General features: G+C 61.8%; 14 protein-coding genes. 7 read left to right on the top strand and 7 right to left on the bottom strand.

The window, feature by feature from the left end:
- Positions 1–42 precede the first annotated feature (42 nt).
- Entirely contained in the window at positions 43–1677 is a 1635-nt protein-coding gene (locus tag OC610_RS09150) for a methyl-accepting chemotaxis protein (protein ID WP_264427516.1), read from the bottom strand.
- 270 nt (positions 1678–1947) lie between these two features.
- Here OC610_RS09150 and OC610_RS09145 point away from each other — a divergent pair, with 270 nt between their 5' ends.
- Positions 1948–2778 carry an undecaprenyl-diphosphate phosphatase gene (locus OC610_RS09145; protein ID WP_264427515.1) on the top strand — a complete coding sequence of 277 codons (831 nt, stop codon included), beginning with the start codon at positions 1948–1950 and terminating at the stop codon, positions 2776–2778.
- The gene (locus tag OC610_RS09140) at positions 2775–3197 is read left to right on the top strand and encodes a DUF1294 domain-containing protein (RefSeq protein ID WP_264427514.1); all 423 of its coding nucleotides are present in this window, start codon (positions 2775–2777) and stop codon (positions 3195–3197) included. The genes OC610_RS09145 and OC610_RS09140 overlap by 4 nt, the downstream gene beginning before the upstream one ends.
- Before the next feature lie 133 nt (positions 3198–3330).
- Here the strand turns inward: OC610_RS09140 and OC610_RS09135 are convergent, their stop codons facing one another.
- Both OC610_RS09135 and OC610_RS09130 read right to left on the bottom strand, forming a co-directional pair.
- The gene (locus OC610_RS09135) at positions 3331–3681 is read right to left on the bottom strand and encodes an MmcQ/YjbR family DNA-binding protein (RefSeq protein WP_030142698.1); all 351 of its coding nucleotides are present in this window, start codon (positions 3679–3681) and stop codon (positions 3331–3333) included.
- Complete coding sequence (locus OC610_RS09130) at positions 3678–4586, bottom strand: LysR substrate-binding domain-containing protein (RefSeq protein WP_264427513.1); 909 nt, start codon at positions 4584–4586, stop codon at positions 3678–3680. Before OC610_RS09130 ends, OC610_RS09135 begins: the two co-directional genes overlap by 4 nt.
- Positions 4587–4716: 130 nt before the next feature.
- Here OC610_RS09130 and OC610_RS09125 point away from each other — a divergent pair, with 130 nt between their 5' ends.
- Positions 4717–5325 carry an FMN-dependent NADH-azoreductase gene (locus tag OC610_RS09125; protein ID WP_249875017.1) on the top strand — a complete coding sequence of 203 codons (609 nt, stop codon included), beginning with the start codon at positions 4717–4719 and terminating at the stop codon, positions 5323–5325.
- 181 nt (positions 5326–5506) lie between these two features.
- Positions 5507–6544: an alpha/beta hydrolase family protein gene (locus OC610_RS09120; RefSeq protein ID WP_264427512.1), complete on the top strand. Its 1038-nt coding sequence runs from the start codon at positions 5507–5509 to the stop codon at positions 6542–6544.
- On the opposite strand, the gene OC610_RS09115 is transcribed toward OC610_RS09120, so the two are convergent.
- Both OC610_RS09115 and OC610_RS09110 read right to left on the bottom strand, forming a co-directional pair.
- Positions 6538–7731 (bottom strand): MFS transporter, encoded by a 1194-nt coding sequence (locus tag OC610_RS09115; protein ID WP_264427511.1) that lies wholly within the window; start codon positions 7729–7731, stop codon positions 6538–6540. The genes OC610_RS09120 and OC610_RS09115 overlap by 7 nt on opposite strands.
- Before the next feature lie 340 nt (positions 7732–8071).
- Complete coding sequence (locus OC610_RS09110; protein WP_264427510.1) at positions 8072–9658, bottom strand: ABC-F family ATPase; 1587 nt, start codon at positions 9656–9658, stop codon at positions 8072–8074.
- 404 nt (positions 9659–10062) lie between these two features.
- Here OC610_RS09110 and lpxO point away from each other — a divergent pair, with 404 nt between their 5' ends.
- Positions 10063–10962: a lipid A hydroxylase LpxO gene (lpxO, locus tag OC610_RS09105; RefSeq protein WP_264427509.1), complete on the top strand. Its 900-nt coding sequence runs from the start codon at positions 10063–10065 to the stop codon at positions 10960–10962.
- A gap of 159 nt (positions 10963–11121) precedes the next feature.
- Here the strand turns inward: lpxO and ligD are convergent, their stop codons facing one another.
- Positions 11122–13110: a DNA ligase D gene (gene ligD / locus OC610_RS09100; RefSeq protein ID WP_264427508.1), complete on the bottom strand. Its 1989-nt coding sequence runs from the start codon at positions 13108–13110 to the stop codon at positions 11122–11124.
- 33 nt (positions 13111–13143) lie between these two features.
- Complete coding sequence (gene ku / locus OC610_RS09095; protein ID WP_264427507.1) at positions 13144–14034, bottom strand: non-homologous end joining protein Ku; 891 nt, start codon at positions 14032–14034, stop codon at positions 13144–13146.
- A gap of 223 nt (positions 14035–14257) precedes the next feature.
- Between ku and OC610_RS09090 the strand changes: the two genes are divergently transcribed.
- Together OC610_RS09090 and OC610_RS09085 are read left to right on the top strand one after the other, a co-directional pair.
- A complete protein-coding gene (locus OC610_RS09090) occupies positions 14258–14599 on the top strand; it encodes a hypothetical protein (RefSeq protein ID WP_264427506.1) in 342 nt (113 codons plus the stop codon).
- A gap of 41 nt (positions 14600–14640) precedes the next feature.
- Positions 14641–15789: a PQQ-dependent sugar dehydrogenase gene (locus OC610_RS09085; RefSeq protein WP_264427505.1), complete on the top strand. Its 1149-nt coding sequence runs from the start codon at positions 14641–14643 to the stop codon at positions 15787–15789.
- Positions 15790–15806: the final 17 nt, after the last annotated feature.

Below are 15806 nucleotides of genomic sequence, written 5' to 3'. Positions count from 1 at the left end.
CCTACGCATCAAGGGCAAGCTTCCTCGCCACAGGGCTACGCTCTAGACCCTGAATTGCTTGAGCAGGCCGTTCAGCTGTTCGCTGAGGTCCTTCAGGCGTGCGCTGGCCAGGCTCGATTGCTCGGCAGCCACGGCGGTGCTGTGGGAGAGGCCGGCGGCCTGGGTGACGTTCTGGTTGATGTCCTCCACCACGTGGGCCTGTTGCAGGGTGGCGCTGGCGATGGAGGCGTTCAGGCTGTTGAGGTTGCGCAAGGCCTGGCCGATAGCGTTGAGGCTGGCGCCTGCCAGTCCGGCCTGCTCGATCGTCAGTTGCGAAGCGCGGCTGCTGTCGCTGATGACCTTCACCGCCGCTTCGGAGTGGTTTTGCAGGCGTTCGATCATGGCCTGGATTTCGGCGGTGGACTTTTGTGTGCGCTGGGCCAGCAGGCGCACTTCATCGGCTACGACGGCAAAGCCGCGACCCTGTTCGCCAGCACGGGCGGCTTCGATCGCCGCGTTGAGCGCCAGCAGGTTGGTCTGCTCGGCGATGGAGCGGATCACTTCCAGCACGCTGCCGATCTGGGTGCTTTCACTGGCCAGGGTGCGGATCACCTCTACGGCCTGGTCGATGGTCTGGGACAGCCGGTCGATCTGTTGCAGGCTGCCGTCGATATTGACCTGGCCTTGCTGGGCCTGGGATTCGGCGTCGCGCATTTCGCTGGCGGCATGTTCGGCGTTTTTTGCCACGTCCTGCACGCCGTAGGTCACTTCGTTGATGGCGGTCGCCACCAGCTCCATTTGCTGCGATTGCTGTTGGCTGCGCTGCTGGGCCTGGGCGGCGTCGTTGCCCAGTTCACTGGACGATTGCCCCAAGGCGCTGGCCGAGGCCTGCAACTGGCCGACGACTTGCCGCAGTTTCGCGGTGAACGCGTTGAAGTGCCGGGCCAATTGGGTGACTTCATCCTGGCCGTGGGTATCAAGGGTTCGAGTCAGGTCGCTTTCGCCACTGGCGATGTTGGCCATGGCGTTTACGGTCTCCTGCAGAGGGCGGACGATGCTGCGTACGATCAGGGTCAACAACAGGCCCATCAGCAAAGTGATAACCAGGCCGACCAGCGAGGCCTTGATCAGTTGGGCCTGGAACTCGGCCTGGACGTCATCTATGTAGACGCCGGAACCGATGATCCAGCCCCAAGGCTCGAACAGCTGGACGTAAGAGGTCTTGCCCACCGGCGCATCAGCGCCTGGCTTGGGCCAGAGGTAGTTGATCATCCCGGCGCCCTTGGCCTTGGCGATGGCGACCATTTCGTTGAACAGCGCATACCCGTTCGGGTCGCGAATCGCCGAGAGGTTCTGGCCTTCGAGCTTCGGGTTGGCCGGGTGCATGACCATGACCGGCGTCAGGTCGTTGATCCAGAAATAGTCCGTCTGGTTGTAGCGCAGGCCGCGGACGGCGCTGAGGGCCTGCTTTTGCGCGGCCTCGCGGGTCAGGGTGCCGGCGGTTTCCAGGCCATGGTAGTAGGCGAGCACGCCGCTGGCGGTCTGCACCACGTGCTGGGTTTTCTGGACCTTGGCCGAATACAGATCGCTATGGATCTGGTTGAGCATCAATGCGCCGAGCGTGAACAACATCACGACCGCCACGATCAGGATGAGCCACAAGCGTCGGCTGATCGATACACTGCGCAAGCTATTCATACGCTGTCACTCCGGTTTTTATTCTTGTCATATACGACGGCCGGCACTTTAACGCTCGGCGGCCCTGCTGAATTGACCTGGGTCATGACGCGGCAGCGTTATCAGGGCTTGTCTGATAGGATCTCGGCCCCGCAGCGTAAAACCTGAGCCGGTTCTGCTTTTTCATTGGTTTTTTTTGCAAGGTCGCGGTTATCGTGCAGCCGCTGCGTGCACTTGCATGACGTTTAATAGTGATGAGGCCTGGATAGACAGGCCTTTTTTGGGGGAAGAATGGATTTGTGGACCGCCTTTTCGGCATTGATTCTTGGCGTGGTAGAGGGCTTGACGGAGTTCCTGCCGATTTCCAGCACGGGGCACCAGATCGTTGTGGCCGACTTGCTCGAGTTCGGGGGCGAGCGTTCGATGGCCTTCAACATCATCATCCAGCTCGGCGCGATCCTCGCGGTGGTCTGGGAGTTTCGGCGCAAGATCTTCGACGTGGTGCTGGGCTTGCCCACACAGCCTGGCGCTCGCCGGTTTACCGCCAATTTGCTGATTGCCTTCTTTCCGGCGGTGATACTGGGCGTGCTCCTCGCCGACTGGATCCATCATTACCTGTTCAACCCGATTACCGTCGCTACGGCGCTGGTGCTGGGTGGGCTCGTGATGCTCTGGGCCGAACAGCGCCAGCACCGGGTCCACGCCGAAACCGTGGATGACATGACGTGGAAGGACGCCCTGAAAGTCGGCCTGGCCCAGTGCATCGCGATGATTCCCGGCACCTCCCGCTCCGGGGCAACCATCATCGGCGGCCTGTTGTTCGGCTTGTCGCGCAAGACCGCCACTGAGTTCTCGTTCTTCCTGGCAATGCCGACCATGGTCGGTGCGGCAGTCTATTCGGGCTATAAATACCGCGAATTGTTCGTCCCGGCGGATTTCCCGGTGTTTGCCATTGGCTTCATCACCGCGTTCATTTTCGCCATGATCGCCGTCAAAGGCTTGTTGCGGTTTATCGCCAGCCACAGCTACGCGGTGTTTGCCTGGTATCGGATCGCGTTTGGCCTGTTGATCCTGGCGACCTGGCAGTTTGGTTGGGTGGACTGGACAGCGGCCAAGCCATGACCGAATCGGCCAGGCGCGGCGCCCATAAAACCGGCGGAACCGTGCAGAACCTACGGATCAAACTGGTGGTGTTCGCGCTGCTGTGCGCGTTGCCGCTGGTGGGGTCGCTGTTGCTCGGGCTGCAAGGCGAGTCCTGGGTGCCGATGGTCGCCTATGGCTGCGTCAGCCTGGTGGCATTCCTGCTTTACTGGGGTGACAAGCGCAAGGCGCGGATGGATGCCTGGCGCACGCCGGAAAACGTCTTGCACGCCGTCGAACTGGCCGGCGGCTGGCCCGGCGCGATGCTGGCGCAACAGGTGTTTCGCCACAAGACTCGCAAGGTATCGTTCCAGGTGGTGTTCTGGTTCATCGTGTTGTTGCACCAGGGGTTCTGGGTCGATCAGTTGTTTCTGGGCGGGCATCTGTTGGCGTTGTTCTAGCCGCCACGCATCCCTTGTGGGAGCGAGCTTGCTCGCGATGAGGTCAGCCCAGCCAGTATCGATATTGGATTGAAGACCGCTATCGCGAGCAAGCTCGCTCCCACAGTGGGTCGGTTGTACCCGCCAGCCACCGCTACAGCAACAACCCAACCTGCGTGCGCTTGGGCAATTTGCTCACCACCAGTTGATGGGAGCGCTGCAGCAACCCGCGCAATTCATCATCGCCCAGCGGGTAGGGCACGTTCATGATGATCCACTGCGCCCGGGCCAGATAAGGCGCTGGATGGATGCCTGGCCGGTCGCAATGGCCAAGGAACAGGTCTTTGTCGACCTTGAACGCCAACGAATCACTGCGCAGCCCCTGCAGGGCGAACATCTTGTTTCCCGCGATGGAAAACACCCGCACGCCACCCCATTTGTAATCCTCCCTGGCCCCTGGCAAGCCCAGGCAAAACTGTGCGACATCCTCTTCGCTCAAGCTCATATCGTTTTGTCTCCACATTGTTCGAACGCCGCCACCAGGTGATCGATCCAGGCGCGCACCGCCGGCAGCATACCGCGCCGGTGAGGATAGACCGCCTGCAACCAGCCATCGGGCGATGACCAGCCGGGCAGCAGCTCCACCAACCTGCCGTCCTGCAGTTCTTCTTCGCAATACATGCTGGGCAGCAACGTGAAACCCAGGCCGGCGAGGGCGCAAGCGCGACGCACGATGAAATCGTCGATGCCCAGGCGCGCTTCCAGGGCCAGCTCGACATTTTGCCCGGTGCTGTCGAGCAGGCGCAGATGGACCAGCCGATCGGCCTCCAGCGCGCCCAACACCGGCAGTTGCCTCAGGTCGTCCGGGGTTTCGATCCGCCGGCCCTGGGTGAAGGCCGGGCTGGCGACCATCATCAGCCGGGCCTGACGCAGGCGCCGGGTCATCAGCAACGGGTCTTCGTCCCCGAGATCGCGCACACGCAAGGCCACGTCGATGCCCTCGCCGATCAGGTCCACTCGCCGGTTCAGCAGGGTCATTTCCAATTGCACCTGGGGATACTTCGCCAGGAAGGTTTCGATGATCGACGGCAAAAACTGATGCGCCAGCCCCACGGGGCTCGACACCCGCAACCGCCCGCGGGGTTCGCTGGACATGCTCGCCACTGCCTCGTCGGCCATTTCCGCTTCGAGCAACATCGCCTGGCAATGGCGCAGGTAGCGTTCGCCGACGGCGGTGAGCTTCAACTGGCGTGTCGTGCGTTGCAGCAGGCGGGCACCGAGGCGTTCCTCCAACTCGGCGATGCGCCGCGACAGCCGCGACTTCGGGATACCCAGCAAGCGCCCGGCAGCCGCAAAACCCTCGGCTTCGACCACCTTGGCAAAGTAATACAGATCGTTGAGGTCTTGCATGTCCGAGCTCGATTGTCCTGTTGATGGAACGAACTATCGCATTTCTGCCGACTTATCGGACATTGGTTTCATCGATAGGATTGTTCTCAATTGATCGCCCAGCCGCGATCCTCACTTGGAGAGCACTCACATGAAACTGTTGCACATCGATTCGAGCATCCTCGGCGACAACTCCGCTTCGCGCCAATTGAGCCGTGAGCTTGTTCAAGCGTGGAAAGCCGCCGAGCCGGACATTACCGTCACTTATCGTGACCTCGCTGCCGATGCCATCAGCCACTTTTCCTCCCAGACTCTGGTTGCCGCCGGCACCAGCGCCGAGCTGCGCGACGCCGCCCTCAAGCATGAAGCCGAGCTCAGTGAGTCGACCATGGCCGAGTTCCTCGCGGCAGACGCCGTGGTGATCGCAGCGCCGATGTACAACTTCAGCATCCCAACGCAGCTCAAGGCCTGGATCGATCGCATCGCCGTGGCTGGCAAGACGTTCCGCTACACCGAAGCCGGTCCCGAAGGCCTGTGTGGTGGCAAGAAGCTGCTGATCGTTTCCACCTCCGGCGGCCTGCATGCCGGCCAGCCAAGTGGCATTGGCCACGAGGAATACCTGAAACTGGTTTTCGGTTTCCTCGGCATTACAGACATCGAATTTGTCCGCGCCGAGGGCCTGGCCTACGGGGATGACATGCGCGCCAAAGCCATGCATGAGGCCCAGTTGCAGATCGGCCAGCAGTTCGCCGCTGCGTAAGGCTTGCGTAAAAGCCCCAAGCATTACGGGCAACCTTCGCAAAACCCTGTATTCTCGTCGTCATTGGATGGCCGGGATGCAGGGTTTTCCTGCATTTGGCGCTGGTTCTGGCGCAGGTTATGCACGGCCAATATGCGAGCAGCGGGGCCTTCCCGCGCGCTGGTGAAGGTGGAAGATTCAAATGAAACGTCTTGGTGCAGCGTTGCTGCTTTGTCTGGCTACCAGTCTCGGTTCGGTGCACGCCGCGCCGGCACCGCATCCGCACTGGAGCGCCGGCTTTCATGAGTTGAGCTTCCTCGATCCGCTGGATCGACAGCCGATGCACGCCATCGCGTTTTATCCATCGTCCGCCCGGGAGCAATCCAGCTCGCTGGGGGGCTACCAGATCGACGCGGCACCGGACGCCCAGATCGCCATCGGGCGGTTTCCGTTGTTGATGCTGTCCCATGGCAACACCGGCACGCCGCTGGCCCTGCATGACCTGGCCACGTCACTGGCGCGCAAGGGGTTCGTCGTGGTGGCGGTGATTCATCCGGGCGACAACGCCCAGGATCACAGCCGGCTCGGCACCTTGAGTAACCTGTATGGTCGGCCGATCCAGATTTCCGAGGCCATCACCGCGACACTGAATGACCCGATGCTTTCACCCTTCGTGAATGCCGGGCAGGTCGGTGTCATTGGCTATTCGGCGGGTGGCGAAACCGCCTTGATCCTGTCCGGCGCCACGCCGGACCTCAATCGCCTGCGCCGCTACTGCCAGGAACGACCGGACGACCGCGACGCGTGCAATACCCAAGGTGAACTGGTTGCCGATCGCGATGACCTAGCCCCGGTGGCTGATCCCAGGGTTCGTGCATTATTGCTGATGGCGCCGCTGAGCTTGAAGTTCGGGCGCCACACCCTGGCGGATGTCCATGTCCCTGTGCTGCTGTACAGCGGCGACGGCGACAAGCTGGTGGCATTTGACAAGAACGCCGCCGCGCTGGCTCGCAAGCTCCCCACGGCGCCGGATTTCAAGACCTTGGCCGGGGCAGGGCACTTCGTGTTCCTGGCGCCCTGCACCGATGAGCAGATCGCCGCGATGCCGGCGCTGTGCACCGATGCCGATGGCGTCGACCGCAAGGACATCCATCGCACCATGATCACCGAAGCCACTCGCTTCTTCAGCGACGCCCTCGGCAAGCCGACGCGGGCCGGCCTGAGGACGGCGGATCAATAATCGGCTTTTTCGGCCCGGCGCCTCAGCAGCAAGGCCAGTCCCAGGCCGACGACTGAAAGCAGTGCGGCAAAAAAGAAGATCGAGGGGTACCCCAGGTTCGACGCCACCGCGCCCATCAGTGGCCCGGCAATCGCCAATGCCAAGTCGAAAAACACCGCGTAGGCGCTCAATCCGGCGCCCCGGCTGCTGTTGGGTACCTGCTTGATGGCCTCCACCCCCAGCGCCGGGTAGACCAGCGACAGCCCGAAGCCCGCCAACCCCGCGCCGATCAGGGCGAACGCGGTGGACGGTGCCAGCCACAGCAACACCAGGCCCACGGTTTCGATGCTCATGCAGACAATCGCCGAGCTGAAACCACCGAAGCGCGCGATGCTGGAAATGAACAACAGCCGCGACAGGATGAAGCAGATGCCGAAAACCGTCAGGCACCATGCCGCGCCCGTCCAGCCGCGGCTGACGTAGAACAGAGTGATGAACGTGGTGAGCGTGCCATAGCCGATCGAGGCCAGGCACAGGCTCGTGCCAAACGGCGAAATGCGCCCGAACACGGCCCAGAACGGCAGGCGCTCGCCGCGCACGACTGGCACCGAGGGTTTGTTGCGAATCAGCAGCAGCGCCATGCCGGCCAGCAATGACAAGGCGATGCCCAGGCTGGCGAAGCCGAGGCTGCCGACCATCACCACCCCCAGCGGCGCACCGATGGCAATGGCCCCGTAGGAAGCGATGCCGTTCCAGGAAATCGACCGGGCGGTGTGTTCCACGCCGACCTGGCCCATGCACCAACTGATCGTCCCGACGCCGATCAGGCCCTGGGCCACTCCCAACAGCAAGCGACCGGCAATCAGGATCAACAGGCTTGGCAGCGCAAAGTCCTGCAGCAGCGTCGAGATCAGCGTCAGCAGGCCGCTGAGCAGAATCCCCAGCAAGCCATAGACGATGGCCCGCTTGGTGCCGACGCTGTCTGACAATCGCCCGGCCATGGGCCGGCTGAGCAGGGTGGCGAGGTACTGGGAACCGATGGTCAGCCCGGCGATGACCGCACTGAAGCCCAATTGCTCGTGGACATACCCGGGCAACACCGCAATCGGCAGGCCGATGCAGAGGAAGGCAATGAAGGTATAGAAAACGATGGAGACGATCTGCAAGGTGATCGACAAGGAACTGGGGGCGGGCTGGGCTGTTGGCATGGGACTCGTTCGCGGGCAGCGGCAGGAGTGGTTCATCATGGCGTGTGACGGGAAGAAAAGGAAGCTGGCTAACGGTTGTAGAGCGGGATGACTGTGCCGACGCCATCGCGAGCAAGCTCGCTCCCACACGGGACTTGGGCCTGCCCCAGGACTCAAGTACACCCAAACACTGTGGGAGCGAGCTTGCTCGCGATGGCGGTGGGTCAGGCAATGGGATGCTGGTAGGAGTGGCCATTTCGTGAGCAGGCTCGCTCCCACAGGTTTTTGTTGAAACGAAAAAGCCCGGTCACATGGACAGGGCTTTCACTTGCAACTCGACGCTTACCGCTCGTGGCTGCTCCTAGAACATCACACCCTGGCTGCGCAGGTAGTCGTCATAAGTGCCGCTGAAGTCGACCACGCCATCGGCGCTCAGTTCGATGATGCGGGTTGCCAGGGACGATACGAACTCACGGTCGTGGCTGACGAAGATCAGCGTGCCTGGGTAGTTCTCCAGCGCCAGGTTCAGCGCTTCGATGGATTCCATGTCCAGGTGGTTGGTCGGTTCGTCCATGACCAGCACGTTCGGCTTTTGCAGGATCAGCTTGCCGAACAGCATGCGACCCTGTTCGCCACCGGAGATGACCTTGACCGACTTGAGGATCTCGTCGTTGGAAAACAGCATGCGGCCCAGGGTGCCCCGGATCATCTGTTCGCCCTGGGTCCATTGGCCCATCCAGTCGAACAGGCTGACGTCATCCTGGAAGTCGTGGGCGTGGTCCTGGGCGTAGTAGCCCAGCTCCGCGCTTTCGGTCCATTTGACCGAACCGGCGTCCGGCGTCAGCTCGCCCATCAGGGTGCGCAGCAGGGTGGTCTTGCCGATACCGTTCGGGCCGATGATCGCCACGCGCTCGCCGGCTTCGACGGTGAAGCTGAAGTTCTTGAACAGGGTCTTGCCGTCGAAGCCCTTGGACATGCGCTCGATGGTCACGGCCTGGCGGTGCAGCTTCTTGGTCTGTTCGAAGCGAATGAACGGGCTGACGCGGCTCGACGGCTTGACCTCGGCCAGTTGGATCTTGTCGATCTGCTTGGCGCGGGAGGTGGCCTGCTTGGCTTTCGAGGCGTTGGCCGAGAAACGACTGACGAACGTCTGCAGTTCGGCGATCTGGGCTTTCTTCTTGGCGTTGTCCGACAGCAGTTGCTCGCGGGACTGGGTGGCCGCGATCATGTACTCGTCGTAGTTGCCCGGGAACAGGCGCAGCTCACCGTAGTCCAGGTCGGCCATGTGGGTGCAGACGCTGTTGAGGAAGTGCCGGTCGTGGGAAATGATGATCATGGTGCTGTTACGCGCCGTGAGGATGTTTTCCAGCCAACGGATGGTATTGATGTCCAGGTGGTTGGTCGGTTCGTCGAGCAACAGCACTTCCGGATCGGAGAACAGTGCCTGGGCGAGCAACACACGCAGCTTCCAGCCTGGCGCGACTTCGGTCATCGGGCCGAAATGCTGTTCCAGGGGAATGCCCAGGCCCAGCAGCAGTTCACCGGCGCGGGATTCGGCGGTATAGCCGTCCATCTCGGCGAATTCGGTTTCCAGCTCGGCCACGGCCATGCCGTCTTCTTCGGTCATTTCCGGCAGCGAGTAGATGCGGTCGCGCTCGGCCTTGACCTTCCACAGCTCTTCGTGGCCCATGATCACGGTGTCGATCACGGTGAATTGCTCGTAGGCGAACTGGTCCTGGCGCAGTTTACCCAGGCGTACGTTCGGCTCCAGCATCACCTGGCCGCCGGACGGCTCGAGGTCGTCGCCGAGGATTTTCATGAAGGTCGACTTGCCGCAACCGTTGGCGCCGATCAGGCCGTAGCGGTTACCCGCGCCAAACTTGACAGAGACGTTTTCGAACAGTGGCTTGGCGCCGAACTGCATCGTGATGTTAGCTGTAGAGATCAAAGGTTTATCCTGCGGAACATTCAGAGTAGCTAAGGGTGCGGCAGTACCTGTTCAGTACCTGTTTGCGCCGATCCGCACCGCGCTAGAGGCTTCGCGGTCGCAAGCGCAAGGGTCCATCCGGCATAAGAGGACAGCAGCATACGGAGCGCCTGGCCCGAGTAGATATGCGCCGAAGTCGGGATTTCCGGCATCGGCCAAAAGGGGGCGCGTGATATTTGGCGGCGATTGTACTGATCTGGGCGCGTTAACGATAGGGTGTTGCCCTGGCTAGACAGTTTTTCACAACTGGAGGATAACTTCAGGTTACAAACTGTGGCTAAAATGCCATCTCACTCGACGCCTCTCCCTTGCCGCTTGGCTGGCCTGGAGAAGCAGCCTCTTCACTTCTGGACCTGACCGACTCCGTGAAGCTCATCATCGTTGCGATCTATATCCTCTCCATCGGCTATGTGCATCTGCGCGGACGCGTGCGGCACAAGCTCGGGCGCCAGCTGAGCGACCACTCGTCCTTCCTCGCGCCGATCAATTGCCTGCTGTACCTCTGTTCGAAATGGCCGAACAAGCCGTTCCTCAACCCCGAGCAGTTCCCGGACCTGAGCCCGCTGCAGGCGCATTGGGAAGAAATCCGCGCCGAAGGCCAGAGCCTGCTGCAAGCAGGGGAGATCAAGCGTTCCAACCAATATGACGACGTGGGCTTCAACTCGTTCTTCAAGACCGGCTGGAAGCGCTTCTACCTCAAGTGGTACGGCGACAGCCATCCGTCGGCCATGAAGCTGTGCCCGCGCACGACCGAACTGGTGCAAGGCATCGGATCGATCAAGGCGGCGATGTTCGCCGAATTGCCGTCCGGCTCGAAACTGGTGCGCCATCGCGATCCGTATGCCGGGTCCTATCGCTACCACCTCGGCCTGCAGACGCCCAACGATGCCGGGTGCTACATCAATGTCGATGGCGAGACCTATCACTGGCGTGATGGCGAAGCGGTGGTGTTCGACGAGACGTTCATTCACTACGCCGAAAACACCACGCCGCAGAACCGTATCATCTTGTTCTGCGACGTGGAGCGGCCGATGAAATACCGTTGGGCCACGGCGTTCAACCGCTGGTTCAGCCGCACCGTCATGGCCGCCGCCGGCGCGCCGAATGATGCGGGGGACAAGACCGGCGGCCTGAACCGGGCGTTTTCCCGGCTGTACAAGATCCGCCTGCAAGGCAAGGCGCTGAAGAAACGCAACCGCACGTTGTATTACCTGCAGAAGTGGGCGTTCTTCGGCGCGCTGCTGGGGATTTTTGTCTGGATTTAAACTCCGTAGGAGCTGGCGAAGGCTCGGGCCGCGTTCGGACGATCTTTTGATTCTGATCTTGGCCTTTTCGCTTGTGACTCAATTGTTTGGGACAAGATCGCAGCCTCGTTGCACTCGACAGCCCCTACGTGCTCTTACGCTCCTACGCCGCCACAGGTTTCAGTCGGTGGGTTTTTGCGCATCCAACTGCTCCCACATCCTGGCGGTAATCCGCTGACGATGGCTATAGCCTTCCCACGGATCGCCGCCCAGGCCTTTGGCCCGTTCCAGCGCAGTCTGCATATCCCACTGCTGGGCATTGCGCAGGCCGGCGAGTTCGTCCCGGGCGATCGGCACCGACACCGGTAGCCCGGGCCTCGCGCGTACCGAGTAGGCGGCTACGGTGCTGGCTCCGCGGGCGTTGCGCAGATAGTCGACGAACACCTTGCCCACGCGATTTTTCGGCCCCATGGTCGCGGTGATCCGTTGAGGCATCTGCCGGGTCAGGAATTGCGATATGGCCTTGGCGAAGGCCTTGGTGGTGTCCCATCCCTCGCTGCGGGCCAGTGGCACGATGATGTGCATGCCTTTGCCACCGCTGGTCTTGAGAAATCCTTGCAAACCCAGCTCGTCGAGGACCGACAAGGTCATGCGCGTCGCCTCCAGCATGGCGCTCCAGGGCAGTGACGGGTCCGGGTCCAGGTCCAGGACGAACAGATCGGGCGCCTCGATCCGGTCATGGGTTGCGGTCCAGGTGTGAAATTCCACGGCACCCATCTGCGCCGCGCCAACCAGGGCATGGATACTGTCGATTTCCATCAGCGGCGCATGGCCCGGGTCCAGGCGCGGATCCAGCTGCGTGATATGAGGGATTTCCAGGCGATCGGCATGTTTCTGGAAGAACAGTTCCTCGCCAATTCCTTCTGGTGCCCTCACCAGCGCAACCGGCCGCAACTTGAGGTGCGGCAGGATCCACGGAGCGATGTCCAGGTAATATTGCGCCAGCTCGGCTTTCTGCACGCCACTGACGCTATCGATGACACGGTCGGGGTGGGTGATGACCACGCCGTCGACTTTGGCGGTGTCGCCCTTGGTACGTCGCTTGGGTTTGGGGGCAGCAGCTTTTATCGGCATGGGTTGCTCGCGGACCACCCGATTGGCCTGGCTGTCACCCGGCAGGTCAAGGAACACCGCGTGGCGTATCAGGCCGTCGCCGGCCCACTCGGCGAATTCGACCTCGCACACCTGTGTTGGCTCGACCCAATGCACACCGCGCCCCTGTGCGCCTTTGAGCGGCTGGTCCAGTGGTGAGGTCTCGCGTTCCTGGGCACACATTTGTTCGTGCAATTGCTTGAGCTGGGACTGGCTGAAACCCGTGCCAACCCGGCCGGCGTACACCAGCCCCGACGGCCCGTTGACCGCCAGCAACAGCGCACCGAAACCGTTGCGCTTGCCTTGCGGGCGTGTGAACCCGACGATGACGAAGCATTGGCGCAGTCGACACTTGAGCTTGACCCAATCGGGGTTGCGTCCCGAGACATACGGGCTGCCCAGGCGTTTGCCGACCACGCTGTCGAGGGAGAGGGCTGAAGCGCTTTCGAAGATGTCGTGTTGGCTGGCGGAAAACGCCTCGGAAAACCGCAGGCGCTTGCTGGCGTTATTCTTCAAGGCATTCTTCAGCGCGGCGCGGCGTTCTTCCACGGGCTGCTCGCGCAGGTCGACACCATTGAGGTACGGCGCGTCGAAGAGGAAGTACACCATGTCGACGCTACGACCGATCTCGAAGGCCTGGCGCAGGGCGGGGAAGTCGGAATGACCGGTGCCGTCGAGCAGGACCAGTTCGCCATCGAGCCAGCTGTCGCCCAGGTCCAGCTGCGTCAGGGCCTCGGCATGCAGCTTGAGGCGGTCGGTCCAGTCCGTGTGGTGGCGGTTGAACAGCCGGACCTCACCTTTTTCGATGCGCGCCAGAAGCCGATAACCGTGAAATTGCACTTCATAGCGCCATTCCCCGGCCGGTGGTTGCTCCACCGGCGTGGCCAGCTGCGGTGACAGGCGCTCCGGGAGCCGGCCCGTGTCGGCCTGCTTACCCCGTCGGGCGCGGCTGCGAGTCGTTGTGGCGTCCGCTTCCACGGCGGACAGACGGGCAGATTCACTCTCGGCCTTGGCCATGACAGATTCCTTTGTGTGACAGGCGCCCGGGGGTCAGCCCCGGGAGGCCTTGGTGGCTTTTTTAGCTGGAGCGGATTTGCGCGTTTTCGTCGATTTTGCTGCGGGTTTCTCGTCCGATTTGTCGGGCGCCTTGCCTTTGCCACCGAGGCTGCGCTTGAGCAGCTCGGTAAGGTCGATGACGTCGGCGGTCTTGCGCTGTTCTTCGCCGGGGTCGGTCTCCACCGCTTCGAGCCGGCCTTCGGTGGCCTTTTTTTCCACCAGTTCCATGATTTTTTCCTGGAAGCTGTCGCGGTACTCCTGGGGTTCCCAGTCGCCACTCATGTCTTCCACCAGGCGCTTGGCCATGTCCAGCTCGCCCTTGGCCAGCGTCGGGCTGGTGACTTCGTCGCCCAATTCCAGGATGTCGAGCTCACGCACTTCTGCTGGCCAGCGCAGCATCACCAGCACCAGGGCCGATTCCAGGGGCATCAGCGCCGCCAGGTGCTGGCGGGTGTGCAAGACCACATTCGCCAGGGCGACTTTGTTGGTCTTGAGCAGGGTCTCGCGCAACAACGCGTAGACTTTTCCGCCGCGCTTGTCAGGCGCCAGGAAGTAAGGCTTGTCGATGTTTTGCAGGGGGATTTTCTCGCTGTCTACGAAGGAGAAAATGTCGATGGTCTGGGTGGACTTGGGGTGGGCGGCGCGGATTTCCTCCTCGCTGATCAACACATACTGGCCTTTCTGGTATTCGACGCCCTTGACGATGTCGTCCTTGGTCACTTCCTTGCCCGTGGTCTTGTTGACGCGCTTATAGCCCACCGGGTCCATGGTGCGTTTGTCCAACCAGTCGAAATCCACACCTTGGGAGGCCGTGGCCGACACCAGCGCCACGGGGATGTGGACCAGTCCGAAACTGATTGCGCCTTTCCAGATTGCCCGTGCCATGGTGCAGATTTCCTTACCGGTGAATGGTCTCTCTGGTGACAGTGGGAGATTTGGAAAAGTTTCCATGCGGCGCCGGTTGGCTGCGGTTGGCGCCTGGGTTTGTCCAAAATCCGAGACGCTTGGTTACATCTTCGTCCGGACATTTCGCCTGACAACAGCGAACCTGCGGCGTAGCGTGCTTTCGATATATCCGTGCCGTATCCGTGAATCCGGGAGGTGTCCCATGAACAGACTGATGTTCGCCATCGCAGGGTTATTGATGAGCACCGCCGTCCAGGCAACTGCGCCTGGCCACGGTCCCGTGCTCCTGGCGCAGAACCTGCCGGGCAACAACAATCCCTACAACAGCCCGATTCGCCGGGCCAATCCCAACAGCATGCAGGGCACCCAGCCCAACGTGCCGACGCTACGTGATAACCCGACCGCGCCCGTTCCTCGGCCACCCACCTTGGAAAATGGCGGTATCGGCAATGGCTATCCGCGCTCCGGTCCACCACCGGGCTCGCCGCGCCCCATCCTCGAATCACCTACGCCGCCCAGGAACCCGAACAATGGCAATCGCTGAGGCGCCGTCTGATCTACCCATCACCACAGAAGGAAGTGTGCATGTTGCGTAAAACCCTGATGACCACCCTTTGTGCAAGCGCTGTACTGGCCTTCGCGACGCCGGCTTCGGCCGCGCAGGTCCAGACATTCAAGAGTGAGGAAGGCACCGTCGAGGTCACCACCGTTGTCAGGGGGCTGGAGCATCCCTGGTCGGTTGCGTTCCTGCCGGAGCAACAGGGCATGCTGGTGACGGAGCGCCCCGGCAACCTGCGTTGGGTCAACGCTGATGGAAAGTTGTCAGCGCCGTTGAGCGGAGTTCCCGAGGTCTGGGCCAAGGGGCAGGGCGGTTTGCTGGACGTGGTGCTGTCGCCGGACTTCAAGCAGGACCGCACGGTCTATCTGTCCTATGCCGAGGCAGGTGAGGACGGCAAGGCAGGCACTGCTGTGGGCCGTGGGCAGTTGTCCAAGGACCTGACGCGCCTGGACAACTTCGACGTGATCTTCCGTCAGCAACCCAAGCTTTCGACGGGCAACCACTTCGGTTCCCGCCTGGTATTCGACCGAGACGGCTACCTCTTCATCACCCTGGGGGAAAACAACGATCGGCCGACCGCCCAGGACCTGGACAAGCTGCAAGGCAAGATCGCGCGGATCTACCCCGACGGCAAGGTGCCGGACGACAACCCCTTCGTCGGCCAGAAAAACGTCCGCCCGGAGATCTGGTCGTACGGCTTGCGCAACCCTCAGGGCGCTGCGCTCAACCCGTGGAACGGAACGCTCTGGGAAAACGAGCATGGGCCCAAGGGCGGCGACGAGCTGAACATCATTGAGCGTGGGAAGAACTATGGCTGGCCACTGGCGACCCACGGCGACAACTATTCCGGCGCGCCGATTCCCGAGGCCCAGGGCAAGACCGTCGAAGGCACCGTCGGGCCGCACCATGTCTGGCAGGCATCGCCGGGACTCAGCGGCATGGCGTTTTACGACAATGGTCGATTCAAGGCTTGGCAGCGCAATGCGTTCATCGGGGCGCTGGTGTCCAAGGACCTGATCCGCCTGGAGTTCGACGGCGACAAGGTCGTCCATGAAGAGCGCTTGCTGGGCGGGCTCCAGGAACGTATCCGCGATGTCCGCCAGGGACCGGATGGTTTCCTCTATGTGCTGACGGACGAGGGCGACGGGGCGCTGTACAAGGTCGGGCTGAAATAATCACGATGCGATAAAGC

The organism is Pseudomonas agronomica (genome assembly GCF_025917275.1).
GTDB lineage: Bacteria > Pseudomonadota > Gammaproteobacteria > Pseudomonadales > Pseudomonadaceae > Aquipseudomonas > Aquipseudomonas agronomica.
Note: the sequence above shows the minus strand (reverse complement) of the source record. Positions and strands in the feature narration are given on the sequence as shown.